Origin of the sequence: Azospirillum sp. TSH20, from assembly GCF_003115935.1 — a bacterium.
GTDB lineage: Bacteria > Pseudomonadota > Alphaproteobacteria > Azospirillales > Azospirillaceae > Azospirillum.
In genome coordinates this window covers 1-13658 of sequence record NZ_LGQU01000049.1, presented here as the reverse complement: position 1 = coordinate 13658, position 13658 = coordinate 1, and the positions used below count along the sequence as shown (strand labels likewise).

12 protein-coding genes are annotated in these 13658 nt (G+C 67.2%); 8 read left to right on the top strand and 4 right to left on the bottom strand.

Features of this window, described 5'->3' with window-relative positions; genetic code table 11:
- Positions 1-138 precede the first annotated feature (138 nt).
- Both TSH20_RS14190 and TSH20_RS14185 read right to left on the bottom strand, forming a co-directional pair.
- Positions 139-1512 (bottom strand): MFS transporter, encoded by a 1374-nt coding sequence (locus tag TSH20_RS14190; RefSeq protein ID WP_109075347.1) that lies wholly within the window; start codon positions 1510-1512, stop codon positions 139-141.
- A 318-nt stretch (positions 1513-1830) separates the two neighbouring features.
- The gene (locus tag TSH20_RS14185; protein ID WP_109075386.1) at positions 1831-2709 is read right to left on the bottom strand and encodes a LysR substrate-binding domain-containing protein; all 879 of its coding nucleotides are present in this window, start codon (positions 2707-2709) and stop codon (positions 1831-1833) included.
- 113 nt (positions 2710-2822) lie between these two features.
- On the opposite strand from TSH20_RS14185, the gene TSH20_RS14180 reads away from it, so the two are divergent.
- On the top strand, positions 2823-4154 hold the full coding sequence (locus TSH20_RS14180; RefSeq protein WP_109075346.1) for an MFS transporter: 1332 nt from the start codon (positions 2823-2825) through the stop codon (positions 4152-4154).
- A gap of 21 nt (positions 4155-4175) precedes the next feature.
- On the opposite strand, the gene TSH20_RS14175 is transcribed toward TSH20_RS14180, so the two are convergent.
- The gene (locus tag TSH20_RS14175) at positions 4176-4898 is read right to left on the bottom strand and encodes a 2OG-Fe dioxygenase family protein (RefSeq protein ID WP_109075345.1); all 723 of its coding nucleotides are present in this window, start codon (positions 4896-4898) and stop codon (positions 4176-4178) included.
- Positions 4899-4938: 40 nt separating this feature from the next.
- Positions 4939-5652 carry an IclR family transcriptional regulator gene (locus TSH20_RS14170; protein WP_158281996.1) on the bottom strand — a complete coding sequence of 238 codons (714 nt, stop codon included), beginning with the start codon at positions 5650-5652 and terminating at the stop codon, positions 4939-4941.
- Positions 5653-5859: 207 nt separating this feature from the next.
- Here TSH20_RS14170 and TSH20_RS14165 point away from each other — a divergent pair, with 207 nt between their 5' ends.
- The 7 genes from TSH20_RS14165 to TSH20_RS14135 form a co-directional block, all read left to right on the top strand.
- Positions 5860-7338, top strand: coding sequence for an aldehyde dehydrogenase (locus TSH20_RS14165; protein WP_109075343.1), 1479 nt, complete (start codon positions 5860-5862; stop codon positions 7336-7338).
- 38 nt (positions 7339-7376) lie between these two features.
- Entirely contained in the window at positions 7377-8204 is an 828-nt protein-coding gene (locus tag TSH20_RS14160) for a citryl-CoA lyase (protein WP_109075342.1), read from the top strand.
- Positions 8201-9439, top strand: coding sequence for a CoA transferase (locus TSH20_RS14155; RefSeq protein ID WP_109075341.1), 1239 nt, complete (start codon positions 8201-8203; stop codon positions 9437-9439). Before TSH20_RS14160 ends, TSH20_RS14155 begins: the two co-directional genes overlap by 4 nt.
- A 45-nt stretch (positions 9440-9484) precedes the next feature.
- Positions 9485-10951, top strand: a complete 1467-nt coding sequence (locus TSH20_RS14150) for an FAD-dependent oxidoreductase (RefSeq protein WP_109075340.1) — start codon at positions 9485-9487, stop codon at positions 10949-10951.
- A gap of 47 nt (positions 10952-10998) precedes the next feature.
- On the top strand, positions 10999-12228 hold the full coding sequence (locus TSH20_RS14145; RefSeq protein WP_109075339.1) for an ABC transporter substrate-binding protein: 1230 nt from the start codon (positions 10999-11001) through the stop codon (positions 12226-12228).
- 164 nt (positions 12229-12392) lie between these two features.
- Positions 12393-13481: a citrate synthase gene (locus tag TSH20_RS14140; RefSeq protein ID WP_199232084.1), complete on the top strand. Its 1089-nt coding sequence runs from the start codon at positions 12393-12395 to the stop codon at positions 13479-13481.
- On the top strand, positions 13478-13658 hold a 181-nt coding region (locus TSH20_RS14135; protein ID WP_146207480.1), incomplete at its 3' end, for an ATP-binding cassette domain-containing protein. The genes TSH20_RS14140 and TSH20_RS14135, both read left to right, overlap by 4 nt.

Below are 13658 nucleotides of genomic sequence, written 5' to 3'. Positions count from 1 at the left end.
GGTCGCTGCGGTCTCCCCGTCCGCTGCCCGGCGGGCAGCGCGGGTGGCCGGTGCACCGTCATTCGGTAAAACTGTTGGTCGCTGGTGAGGGCTCCGGGGCGGGGCGCCCCGGAGTGGCGAGGTGGAGTCCAGGCGAGGTCAGACCTCGATCCCGGCCGGGGTCTTGCCCGATCCGGTCTTCGGCAGGATCAGGTGCATGATCGCCAGACCGACGAGGTAGAGCACCGATGCGATGCCGAACAGCACCTGATAGTTGCCGTTGGTCGCATCCAGCAGGCGACCGACGCCCATCGACACGAACATGCCGACGAAATAGGCGCAGAAGCCGCCGATGCCGACCACCGAACCCACCGCATTGCGCGGCATGGTGTCGGACACGATGGTGTAGACGTTGGCCGAATAGCCTTGGTGGGCGGAGGCGGCGATGCCGATCAGCAGAACGGCCAGCCACATGTTGGACACGGTCGAGGCGAAGAACACCGGCAGCACGCACAGGCCGCAGACCAGGAAGGTCAGCTTGCGGGCGCGCAGGGGCTTCATGCCGCGCTTGATCAAGTGGGAGGAGAACCAGCCGCCGCCGACGCTGCCGAAATCCGCCATGGTGTAGATGATGATCAGCGGCAGCATCGCCCCGAACAGGTTGACGCCATACTGCTTGTTCAGGAAACCCGGGACCCAGTTCAGGTAGAACCACCAGACGGGCGCCGAGAAGCAGGTGCCGACGATGTTCGCCCAGGTGCCACGATAGCTCAGCAGCTTGATCCAGGGGATGTTCTCCTGCGGCTGGACGGGATCGCTGCGGATATAGGCCAGCTCCTCCGCCGTCAGCTTCGGATGGTCTTCCGGCTTGCGGTAGATCAGCAGCCAGGCGATGACCCAGAAGAAGCCGATGCCGCCGGTGACCAGGAAGGCCGCCTGCCAGCCGTAGGCGACGAGCAGGATCGGTACCAGGATCGGCGCCACGACCGCGCCGACGTTGGAGCCGGCGTTGAAGATGCCGGTGGCGAGCGCCCGTTCCTTGGCTGGGAACCACTCCGACACCGCCTTGATCGAAGCCGGGAAATTGCCGCCCTCGGTCAGGCCCAGGCCGGCGCGCGCCACCTTGAAGCCGAAGACGCTGCCCATGAAGGCATGAACGCAGGCGAAGAAGCTCCAGCCGGCGACCGCGGCTGGCAGGCCGATGCGGATGCCGATCTTGTCCATCAGTCGGCCGCAGCCGACATAGCCGAAGGCGTAGGCCAGCGAGAAGGCGGCGACGATGTCGCCGAAGTCGGACTCGGTCCAGCCCATGTCGCCCATCAGCGTGGACTTCAGCAGGCCCAGGACCTGCCGGTCCATGTAGTTGATGGTTGTCGAGAAGAAGAGCAGGCCGCAGATGGTCCAGCGATAGCGGCCGATGGCCTTGCTTACCGTGACCGCCGCTTTGCCCGCCGCGTTGCCGATGCCGCCGGCCTTGTGGACCGGTCCCGCCGACTGGCCGGGTGGGGCGTCGGCAATAGTCTGTTCGCTCATGATTGGCATCTCCAGCCAGGACGCACACCGCCGCCGGACACTGCGCAGGATCTGCGCACCGGTTCCGGTCCATCAGAGGTCTTGGCCCAATATTTCAGGGGCACCGATGGGCAGGCGCGGGAACCGGTTATCCGGGTTTCCCGCGGCACCACCGGGCGGCGGTCGCACGTTTCAGCACTGTTTCCTGGAGCAGTCCGGCCATCGTCGGGAGCGGTGCCGCTTCGGGACCGTTCGTGGCGTTGCATACTACCATTCCAGTTGCTGGTATGGTAGTTGAGCCTTTGGCTGAGGGTCAACCGCGGCGTCTGCGGCATTTCGTCAGGTCAGGTCCCGCACGCCATCCGTGACGATGTCGATCAGCCGTTCCGCCAGAGGATCGAGCGTCGCATCCTTCCGGTAGATCGCGAGGTTTATCGAGGGAAGCGGAGGCAGGCCCTGGGTCCCTTCCTCCACCACGCGAACGCCGGACGACAGGCCGATCGGCGTCCGCAGGGTGAGTCCCAGCCCCGCTTCGACGCCGGCCCACAATCCCGAAAGGCTGGGGCTCGTCAGTGCGATGCGCCATGCCCGGCCGGCACGGTCGAGCGCCGCCGTGCCGACGTGCCGGAACCAGCAGCCGTCATCGAAGGAAACCAGCGGCAGCGCTCCGTCCTCGGATGTTGGCATCGCCATGCCGGTGCCGGGCGCGATCCAGCGGACGGGAAGAGTGGCGATGTCGGTCTTGAACGGCGCCGCCGCCCCATTGTCCCAGGCGAGGGCGAAGTCCAGTTGCCCCCGCACCACCCGGTCGAGCAGATCGTTGTTGCGGCCGACACGCGCCTCGATCCGGACCTTGGGATGCGCGCGGGCAAAGCGGCCGAGCGCCGCCGGCAACAGCTTTTCCGCAAAATCCTCCTGCATGCCGACCCGCAGCCACCCTTCCGACGTCATGCCGTGAAGAGCGGTGACGGCCTCGTCATTGAGGTCGAGCAGGCGCCGGGCGTAGGCGAGCATGGTCTCCCCCGCCTCGGTCAGGGCAAGGCCCCGACCGGCCTTGCGAAAGATCGGCACGCCGGCCTGTTCCTCGAGCTTCCTGATCTGTGCGCTTACGGCCGAAGTCGAGCGGCCCAGCCGGTCCGCGGCCTTGGCAAAACTGCCGAGGTCCATACCGGTGACGAAGCTGCGCAGCACGTCGAGATCGAAGATCACCTTGCTCACGGCCAACAGTCCTGATTTTCGGGATCAATGGTACAGATAATCCTGATTATCAGAATGATTGTGGCGCGGTATCAGCAAGGAGGCAAGCACAAGCGACATCGAGGCTTCTGGACATGACGACGACCAGTGACGAACGGGGCCAGCGGGCCTCATTGCGAAATTTCGGCGGCGCCGGTGCCGGTAGGGAATCCACCGACAAGGCCACCGGCAAGGACTCCCATCGCTGGAAGGTGCTGGGGGTCGGGGTGGCTGCCAACGGCAGCTTTGCCGCGGCCCTGACCGGGCTTCCGGCGACGGCCGTCTCCATGCGGGCCGATTACGGGCTCGCGGCGACGGATCTGGGGCTGGTGATCGGGGCAATGGGGCTGGGAGTCGCCGGCAGCGAATTGCTGTGGGGGATGCTGACCGACCGGTGGGGCGACCGCAAGGTGCTGCTGACGGGGCTCGGCCTGACGGGTTTGATGCTGGCGCTCATGGCGCTGCTGCTATCGCCGGTGCCGGGCCGCATTCCGTCCACCACGCTTCTCGCAGGCGCCTTCCTGCTGGTCGGCATGATCGGCGGCAGCCTGAACGGGTCGAGCGGGCGGGCAGTCATGGCGTGGTTCGGCGAAGGCGAGCGGGGATTCGCCATGAGTGTCCGGCAGATGGCGCTGCCGGCCGGCGGTGCCGCCGGGGCGCTGATCCTTCCCCCGCTCGCCGAGGGCGTCGGATTCCAGGGCGTCTACGGCACGCTGGCGGCGTTCTGCCTCATTACCACCGGGTTCGTGTGGCTGTGGGTGAGCGAACTTCCCGTGATGGCGGCGAAGATGATGGCGGGGACCTCTTCGCGGATCTCCGGAAAGGGACCGCTGCGCAACGGACAGGTTTGGAAAACGGTCTTCGGCATCGGCGCGCTGTGCATTCCACAGGTGGCGGTCGTGACCTTCGCGGCGATCTTCTTGAATGATGTCGGTCATCTCGGCACCGCCGCGGTGAGCGCCAGCATCGTGGCGATTCAGCTTGGTGCCGCCGTCGTCCGTGTTTGGAGCGGCCATTTCACCGACCGTCGCCGCAACCGCCGGCCGTTCCTCAAGGCATGCGCTTTGCTGACGGCCGTCGTCTACTGCGTGCTGGCCGGCTTCGTCGGGATCGACAGCGCCCTGCCGGAGCCCGGCGGTACGTTCGTTGTGGCGGTGGTCGTCGCCCTGGTCGCCGGCGGGATCGTCGCGTCCAGCTGGCACGGCATCGCCTTCACCGAACTCGCCAGCATCGCAGGCATCGCGCACACCGGCACGGCTCTCGGCCTCGGCAACACCTTCGCCTTCGGCGCCTACTTCCTCGCCCCGCTGGCGATCCCCCATGTCCTGGAACGGGCGAGCTGGAGCGGGGTGTGGCTGGCGGTGGCCGTGGCGGCGCTGGCGGCCTTCATCCTGTTCCCGAAGGTGGCGCCGGTGGAAGAGCGGTGATGGGCCGGAAGGGAGAACCGGTCACGGGCGACGCAAGGTCACCACGAGAACGTCTCGGAAGGCGGGCCGGTCCGGGTCGGCGGGTTCCACCGGCGTCACGCCATGGAACACCCGCGCGTCGTTCAGCACCGCCGATTCCAGTGGATGGCGCAGGGTGAAGCTTCCCAGCGGGTGGCCGTTGAGGTCGTGAATGGTGGTGGTGCCGCTCGCGATGTTCTCGCGCCGGATCAGCATCACCAGGACCCAGTCGACGCCGTCCCGATGCATGCCTTCGGGCGTGGGTTGGGCAGCCTCGCCCGCGCGCGCCTCGATGCGAAACTGATGAACCTCCGTGTGCCAGACCTCGGGACGGACGTCGGGCGGCGTCAACGGGTCGAACAGGGCGAAGCTGGTCGCCAGGATCGCGCGCAGGGCGGGATGCGCCGCGATCCCGTCGGTGACCGGCTCGAACCAGCGCTCGATCCCGCCGTTGAGCGGGTTGTAATCGCGGCTCTGGTAATGGGGCTGGTGCGGCTTGCGCCGGATGTCCCCTGCCGAAAGCGCAAAGGCGGCATGGCGCCGCCGCCGGTAACGACCGCCGTCCGCCATGTAGAGATCAAGGCCAAGGTCGTCCCAACTGCTGCTGAAACCGTCCCAGTCCGCCAGACCGGCCGCGCCGAGCAGAGCCTGCATGTCGGGTGCCTGGATGAACGAGAATCCGTTCGCCGCGATCCCGTCCCGCACCTGTTGAGTCAGCGTATCCATGTCAACTCCCTGTCGCCGGCCTTGAAGCCCCGGCGAACCTTCAAATCGGATAGTGTCCGCCCAGAGTCTCGGACAGCCGCCGACCGGCGGCCAGCAACAGGGGCGCCATCACCGCCACGCGCTCCTCGGTGAAGCGGGTCAGCGGACCCGACAGGGTCAGGGCGCCGATCAGCCCCTCCCGCTGGGAAAAGACCGGTACGGCGGCGGCCCCGGTTTCCGACTCGCGCTCGCCGAAGGAGCGCAGGGGAAGGGCGGCGAAGTCGGCCGCCGATACCGTCCCGGCGAAGCGGGTGAGCACATGGCCGGCGGCCCCCCGGTCCAGGGGCAAGCGGTCGCCTTCATGGACATGGTCGCGGATCGCCTGGGTCGAATCCTCGCGGAACGCGCAGATACGCCATGCCCCTTCGCGCCGGAAGAAGGACGCGCTTTCCCCGCTTTCCCGCATCAGCTGGCGCAGCACCGGTCGGACATGATCCTCCAGCCGCAGCGAGCGCTGGTAGAGCCCCCCCAGCCGCATCAGCTCCGGGCCGAGCCGATAGGACTTGTCCTGATGGCGGACCAGATAGCCGGCCTTCTCCAACGACACGGTCAGCCGCAGGATGGTGCTTTTATAAAGACCGGTCCGCGCAGCGATCTCCGTCAAACTCAGGGCGTGATCGCCTGCCTGGAAGCAGCCGACGATGCTCAGCGCCCGGTCGACGGACTCCACCCCGCCGGAGGATGCGGTCGTCATGTTGGCCTTCGCATCGGTCATATCGCGTCCTTTGTTGGCTGATGGGCCATAAGCATCCTCGGCGCGCATTTTTCCCCGACACCACCATCGTACGTCAAGGATGGCCGGTACAAGGCCTTGGCTGAAAAAAGTGAGGAAGCGAATGGTTCGGGCTTGACGCATTTGGCACGCCTATGTTCTCTTAGATGAAACACGGTTCTATCTAACAGAACTTATGCGAGGCCGAGGGTGGAACGCTACAAGCTGTTCATCGACGGGGGCTGGTGCGATCCGGTTTCCAACGAGTGGTTCGAAACGACGGAGCCCTTTTCGGGGCGGGCCTGGGCGGAGATCCCGCGCGGCATGCAGGCTGATGCCGACCGCGCGGTGGATGCGGCGCACCGCGCCTTCCTGTCACCGGACTGGGCCGGGCTGACGGCAACCCAGCGCGGCGCCTTGCTGCGTCGGCTGGCCGAACTGATCGAGGCCAACGTCGACCGGCTGGGCGCCATCGAGCAGCGCGACAACGGCAAGCTGATGGCCGAGGTCAGCGGGCAGGTGCGGAACGTGGCCCAGTGGTTCCATTATTATGCCGGGCTGGCCGACAAGGTTCAGGGCGCGGTCGTGCCGATCAACAAGGCCGACGTCTTCAACTATGTGAAGTACGAGCCGCTCGGCGTCGTCGTCGCCATCACGCCGTGGAACTCGCCGCTGGCGCTGACCACATGGAAGATGGCGCCGGCGCTGGCAGCCGGGAACACCATCGTCATCAAGCCGTCGGAATACACCTCCGCCTCCATCCTGGAACTGGCGAAGCTGGCGCATGAGGCGGGATTCCCGCGCGGTGTGGTGAATGTCGTGACCGGCTTCGGTGCGGAGGTGGGCGAGCCGCTGGTGCGCCATCCCCTGACCGCCAAGATCGCCTTCACCGGTGGCGACATCGGCGGCCAGCGCGTCAACGAGGCCGCGGCGCCGGGCCTGAAGAAGGTGACGCTGGAGCTGGGCGGCAAGTCGCCGAACATCGTCTTCGACGACGCCGACCTCGACCAGGCGGTGAAGGGCGCGATCTCCGGCGTGTTCGGCGCCTCGGGCCAGACCTGCATGGCCGGCTCGCGCCTGCTGGTCCAGAAGTCCATCCACGACGCCTTCGTCGAGAAGCTGGTCGCGGCTGCTGCCGAGGCGCGCATCGGCGACCCGTCGAAGATGGACACGCAGATCGGCCCCATCGCCACCCGTCCGCAATGGGAGAAGATCCTGCGGATGATCGACATGGCGAAGCAGGAGGGGGCGGTCTGCGCGCTCGGCGGCCATGCCCTGTCGGGGCCTGACTACGGCCAGGGGCAGTTCGTGGCGCCGACCATCTTCACGCAGGTGCGCAACGACATGCGCATCGCCCAGGAGGAGGTGTTCGGCCCGGTCCTCTGCGTCATTCCCTTCGAGGACGAGGACGATGCGCTGCGTATCGCCAACGACGTCGAATTCGGTCTGGCGGCCGGCGTTTGGACGCGCGACCTGCACCGCGCGATGTACTGCGTCGACCGGCTGCGCGCCGGGACGGTGTGGGTGAACAATTACCGCTCCACCAGCTTCACCACGCCCTTCGGCGGCTACAAGCGCTCCGGTCTCGGCCGAGAGGGCGGCGTGGAGGCGATCAAGGAATATCTCCAGACCAAGAGTGTCTGGATTACCACCAAACCCAACCGCGCAAACCCCTTCGTGCTCGGCTGAGGCCGGGCCTGCGAAGGGAGCCCTCCGGGAGCATTCCCATGTCCGAAACGACCATCGATAGCGCCACCGGCTGGTGGCGGACATCGATCATCGACATCCATCCGGGCTCGATCCGGGTGCGCGGCTACGCCATCGAGGAGCTGATCGGCACGATCGGCTTCCCCGACATGGTCTGGTTGATGCTGCGCGGCGAGTTGCCGACACGGGCGCAGGGCCGGCTGTTGGGTGCAGCACTGGTGGCGGCGGTGGACCACGGCCCACAGGCGCCGTCCATCGCCACAGCCCGTATGGCTGCCACCTGCGGCGTCGGACTGAACAACGCCATGGCGTCCGGCATCAATGCGCTGGGCGACGTCCATGGCGGCGCCGGCCAGCAATGCATGGAACTGTACGCCGCCGTCGCCGCTCGCATGGCGGACGGCATGTCCGTGGCCGGGGCGGCGGAGAGCGAGATTGCCGCCCGGCTGGAGCGGCGCGAGCATATCCCCGGCTTCGGCCACCGCTTCCATCCCGTCGATCCGCGCGCCGGCCGGCTGCTGGCCCTGGTCGAGGAGGCGAGAGGGGAGGGCACCGTGACCGGAGAGGCCGCCGCCATCGGCCGCGCGGTGGAGGATGCGCTTGCCGGGCGCAAGGGCAAGCGGCTGCCGATGAACATCGACGGCGCCACCGCCGTGGTCTTCGCCGAACTCGGTTTCCCGGCCGGTCTTGGGCGCGGACTGTTCGTGCTGTCGCGCTCGGTTGGCATCCTGGCGCACGCCTGGGAGCAGTCGCAGCAGGGCGGCCGCATCAAGGGACCGATGCCGCCGTCTATTCCCTACCGCTATGACGGGGCGTCGCCGCGTCCGGTTGCAGGAGATGGCGCATGACCGACCAACCCCTCGGCAAAACGCTGCCCCTGGCCGGCGTCAAAATCCTCGATTTCGGCCACACGGTGATGGGGCCGTCCTGCGCGATGATCCTCGCCGACCTCGGCGCCGACGTGGTGAAGATCGAGCCGGTGCCCAACGGCGAGCCGACCCGCCATCTGAAAGGCTTCGGCACCGGCTATTTCGGCTATTTCAATCGCAACAAGCGCTCCATCGCCGTCGACCTGAAGACGCTGGAGGGCCGTGACATCGCGCGCCGCCTCGTCGCCGAGGCCGACGTGCTGGTGGAGAATTTCGCCCCCGGCACGATGGAGCGGCTGGGGTTGGGCGCCGACGCGCTGGCCCGCGTCAACCCGCGCCTGATCTATGCCAGCCTGAAGGGCTTCCTCGACGGCCCCTATGCCGGCCGCCTCGCGCTCGACGAGGTGGTGCAGATGATGACCGGGCTCGCCTATATGACCGGGCCGAGCGGCCGTCCTTTGCGGGCAGGCACCTCGGTCGTGGACATCACCGGCGGCATGTTCGCGGTCATCGCCATCCTGGTGGCACTGCGCGAGCGTGAGCACACCGGCAAGGGCCAGACCATCGAAACCGCATTGTTCGAGACCACGGTGTTCCTGATGGGGCAGCATCTCTGCTACGCCGCCCAGTCGGATGGGCCGATCCCGCCGATGCCGGAGCGCGTGTCGGCCTGGGCGGTCTATGAGACCTTCCGCACCGCCGGCGGCCGGCCGATCTTCGTCGGCATCACCACCGACAGCCATTGGGAGCGCTTCTGCGCCGTCATCGACCGGCCGGACCTGCGCGACGATCCGGACTTCCGCACCAACAACGACCGCATCGCTGCCAGGCCGCGCCTGCTGCCGCTGTTGACCGGGCTGTTCGGCAGCCTGTCAATGGAGGAGGCGGTGTCGGTGTGCGAGCGCGCCCGCATTCCCTTCGCACCCATTGCCCGGCCGGAGGATCTGTTCGAGGACCCGCATCTGCGGGCGACCGGCGGGCTGATGCCGACCACCCTGCCCAATGGGGTGCGGACCGCGCTGCCGCGGCTGCCGATCCACGTGGCTGACACCGATCTGACGATCCGCCGTGACCCGCCACGCATCGGACAGGACACGCGCGTGGTGCTGACCGAACTCGGTTACGGTCCGGCGGCAATCGAGCAGCTGACGGAAGCCGGAATCGTGGTGGCCGACAGCGAACCCGACAGCGACCGGAAACGCCTCGCAGGATGATGCGGGACAGGTCGGAAGATCAATGAATTGACGGAGGAAACACGGATGTCTGAGCACGCCATCAGCGATCTGGTCATCGTTGGCTGCGGCATCGCCGGGCTTTCGGCGGCGGTGACGGCGCTGCAGGCCGGCCTGTCGGTCACCCTGCTGGAGCGGGCGCCCGAGGAGGATTTCGGCGGCAACTCGCGCTGGACCGAAGCCTATATGCGGATGAAGAACGATTCCGAGATCTCTGACGATTTCGAGGATCATTTCGCCGCCAATGCCGGGCTGAACATCGATCCCAACGTGCTGGCGGCGGCCGCCGAACCCTACGAGCATTGGCCGGACTATGTGAAGGCCCACCCCTTCCCCGATCCGGAGGTGATCTCCCGCTTCGCCGAGCGGGTGCCGCCGACCATCGCCTGGTTGAAAGGCTTCGGCCTGCGTTTCGAACCGCAGCCGATCTATCTGCTGACCCAGAACACCCAGCGCATCGCGGCGCAGGGCGGCGGCCTTGCCCTGATCGAACGCCTGATGGCGGAGGCGAAGGCGCTGGGGGCCCGCGTGCTCTACCGCACCACGGCGCTCGACCTGCTGCGCGACGACGAGGGCCGCATCGGCGGCGTCTATGCCACCGGGACGGACGGGCTGCGCGTCGCCATCCGCGGCCGGGCGACCATCCTGGCGTCGGGCGGCTATCAGGGCAATCCGGAGATGATGACCCGCTACATGGGCCAGCGCGCCAAGCATGTGCGGCCGGTGGCACGCGGCGGCTACTACAATCGGGGCGAAGGCATCCGCATGGCGCTCGACGCCGGGGCGGCGGCGGCCGGCGATTTCGGCTCCTACCATGCCGAACCGGTCGATCCGCGGTCGCGCCAGCCGGAAGCGGTGATCTTCATCTGGCCCTATGGCGTGCTGGTCAACAAGCGCGGCGAGCGCTTCCTCGACGAGGCGCCGGGCACCGCCGACGCCACCTACGACCACATTACCCGCATCGTCGCCGATCAGCCCGACGGGATCGCCTATGTCCTGTTCGACGACCAAGTGGAGGACATTCCACGCTGGCGCGCCAGCATCCGCAGCGACGTGCCGGCCATCGAGGCGCCGACGCTCGAAGCGCTGATCGGCAAGCTGGAGCTGCCGCTGGACGCCACGCTGGAGACGGTCGCCGCCTACAACGCCGCCTGTCCGGCCGACGCGACCCGCTTCGACCCGACGCGGGTGGACGGTCTGGCGACCACCGGGCTGAGCCCGGCCAAGACCAACTGGGCGCGCCCGCTGACCAAGGGTCCGTTCCGCGCCTTCCCCATCGTCTCGGCCAATTGCTTCACCTTCGGCGGATTGAAGGTGGACGTCGATGCCCGCGTGCTGGACGGCAATGGCAGGCCGATGCCGGGACTCTATGCGGCGGGCGAGACGGTCGGCCTCTATCACCAAGTCTATACCGGCTCGACCTCGGTCCTGCGCGGCGCAGTGTTCGGCCGGCTGGCCGCCCAGCATGCGGCGGCCTCCAGGGACGCCGCCTGACCGTCCGGAAAGCTGGCCATCCATAAAAATACCCTAGGGAGGAACTGATGAACCGTTACGCCGTAACGGCGGCCGTTGCCGCCTGCCTGTTTGCCCACACCTTGTCCCAGCCGGCGCTCGCGCAAAGTGCCGCCTACAGCGACGGCAAGATCAAGATCGGCATCCTGACCGATCTGTCGGGCCAGCTGTCCGACAGCACCGGGCAAGGCTCGATTACCGCGGCGCAGATGGCGGTGGAGGATTTCGGCGGCTCCGTCAACGGCACGCCCGTTGAACTGATCTTCGCCGACCACCAGAACAAGGCCGACGTCGGTGCCTCGACGGCACGGCGCTGGTACGACGTCGATCAGGTCGACGCCATCATGGACGTGCCGAACTCCGCCGTGGCGCTGGCGGTGCAGCAGATCACCAAGGAGAAGAACCGCGTCGCCATCTTCTCCTCGCCGGCCAGCTCTGACCTGACCGGCAAGGCCTGCACGCCGAACGGCATTCACTGGACCTACGACACCTATGCGCTGGCCCATGTGACCGGCGAGGCGGTGGTGGCCTCGGGTTTCGACAGCTGGTACTTCCTGACCTCCGACTATGCCTTCGGCCACGCGCTGGAGCGTGACACCGGCGCCGTCGTCGAAAGCCAGAAGGGCAAGGTGGTGGGAAGCGTCAGGATGCCGGCCAACAATGCCGACTTCTCCTCCTTCCTGCTCCAGGCCCAGGCGTCGCCGGCCAAGGTCGTGGCGCTCGCCACCGCTGGGGCCGACACCCAGAATGCCATCAAGCAGGCGGCGGAATTCGGGCTCGGCCAATCTGGCAAGAACATCGTGGCGCTGCTGCTCGCCATCAGCGAGGTCCACGCGCTAGGCCTGCCGGCGACCCAAGGCATCATGCTGACGACGCCCTTCTACTGGGACATGGACGACGAGACTCGCGCCTTCTCCAAACGCTTCTTCGAGAAGCGCAAGGCGATGCCGACCTTCTACCAGGCCGGCGTCTACGGCGCGGTCAGCCATTATCTGAAGGCGATCAAGGCCGCCGGGACCGACGCCGCCCCCACCGTCATGAAGACGATGAAGGAAACGCCGGTGAACGACTTTATGACGAAGAATGGCACCGTGCGCGAGGACGGCCGGGTACTGCGCGACATGTACCTGTTCCAGGTCAAGACCCCGGCCGAATCCAAGGCGCCCTGGGACTATTACAAGATGGTCCGCAGCGTTCCCGCCGACCGCGCCTTCCGGCCGCTGTCTGACAGCGAGTGCCCCCTGGTCAAAAAGATGTAGCCGGTGCTCTGCAAGGCTCGGAGGCTGGTGAAGCATAACCGATGGTAATGCGCTGCTTACATAAACGAAGTTGAGCCGGAGGGCAAATTGCATAGGATTTCCACCGAATCCGCCGCAGCCCTCCCGGCGGTGGCGCCCTTTCCCCCTTACTGGACAGCATGACGATGGAGCGGATTTCGGCCGCCGAAACCAGCCTGAGCGGGGGCGACCCCGCGACGGGTGAGATGGTGATGCGCGGGTATCGACTGCCCGACCTGATCGACCGGTCCTATGAAGACGTCGTGGCGATCCTGTGGGACGCGGAGATCCCGGCGCAGATGAGCCTGGATGCGCTTGGGGAGGCGCGGTGCGACGCTTTCGCGCGGCTGTCTCCCCGATTTGCGGCCATGCCGTCCGATCTCACGGTGATCGAGCTACAGCGCTGTCTGCTGGCCTCGCTGCCGGGAGGCGCGATGACGCCGCTGCTGCTGGTGGCGGGAGCGGCCGTCGCCGCCGCATCGGCCGTTCGACTGGTTCACGGACAAACCCCGGTGGCGCCGGACCGCTCCTTGCCGCATGCCGCCGATCTGTTGCGCATGATCCATGACGCCGCTGCCGGCGAGGCGGAAATACGGGCACTGAACCGCTATCTGGTCGCGATGGTCGATCATGGCGTGAACGCCTCGACCTTCACCGCCCGCGTGGTCGCCTCGACCAGGGGCGGCTTATTGGCCGCCGCCGTGGCGGCATTGGGCGCGCTGGAAGGGCCGCTGCATGGCGGCGCGCCGGGGCTGGTCCTTGACATGCTGGACGCCATCGGCGAGGCGGAGCATGCGGACGTCTGGGTGGCGGCTGCGCTCGACCGGGGCGAGCGCCTGATGGGCTTCGGGTCACGAGCCTATCATATCCGCGATCCACGCGCCGATGTCATGAAGGGCAGCCTGCTGGCTCTGCAGCGGTCCGGCGCGAGCCGGGCACCCGAGGGTCGGCTCGCCTTTGCCGAAGCGGTCGAGCGGACGGTTCTGGCGGTGATGGCGTTGCGTCGTCCCGACCGGCCCCTTCACACCAATGTGGAATTCTTCGCCGCCCTGCTGCTGGAAGCGCTCGGTGTGCCGCGTGCCGGCTTCACACCACTCTTCGCGGCCAGCCGCGCGGCCGGATGGGCGGCGCATGTGCGCGAACAGGAACGGACCGGACGCATGCTGCGGCCGACATCACGCTATGTCGGCCCGCCGCCGGCCGACCGACCCAAGACCGGGAAAGGACAGGAATGAACGCCGCACCGAACGACGACATCATCCTGGAAGCGCGCAACCTGACGAAGGAGTTTAAGGGGTTCGTGGCGGTGAAGGAGGTGAACCTCCAGGTTCGCCGCGGCACCATCCACGCGCTGATCGGCCCGAACGGCGCCGGCAAGAGCACGGTGTTCAACCTGCTGACCAAGTTCCTCA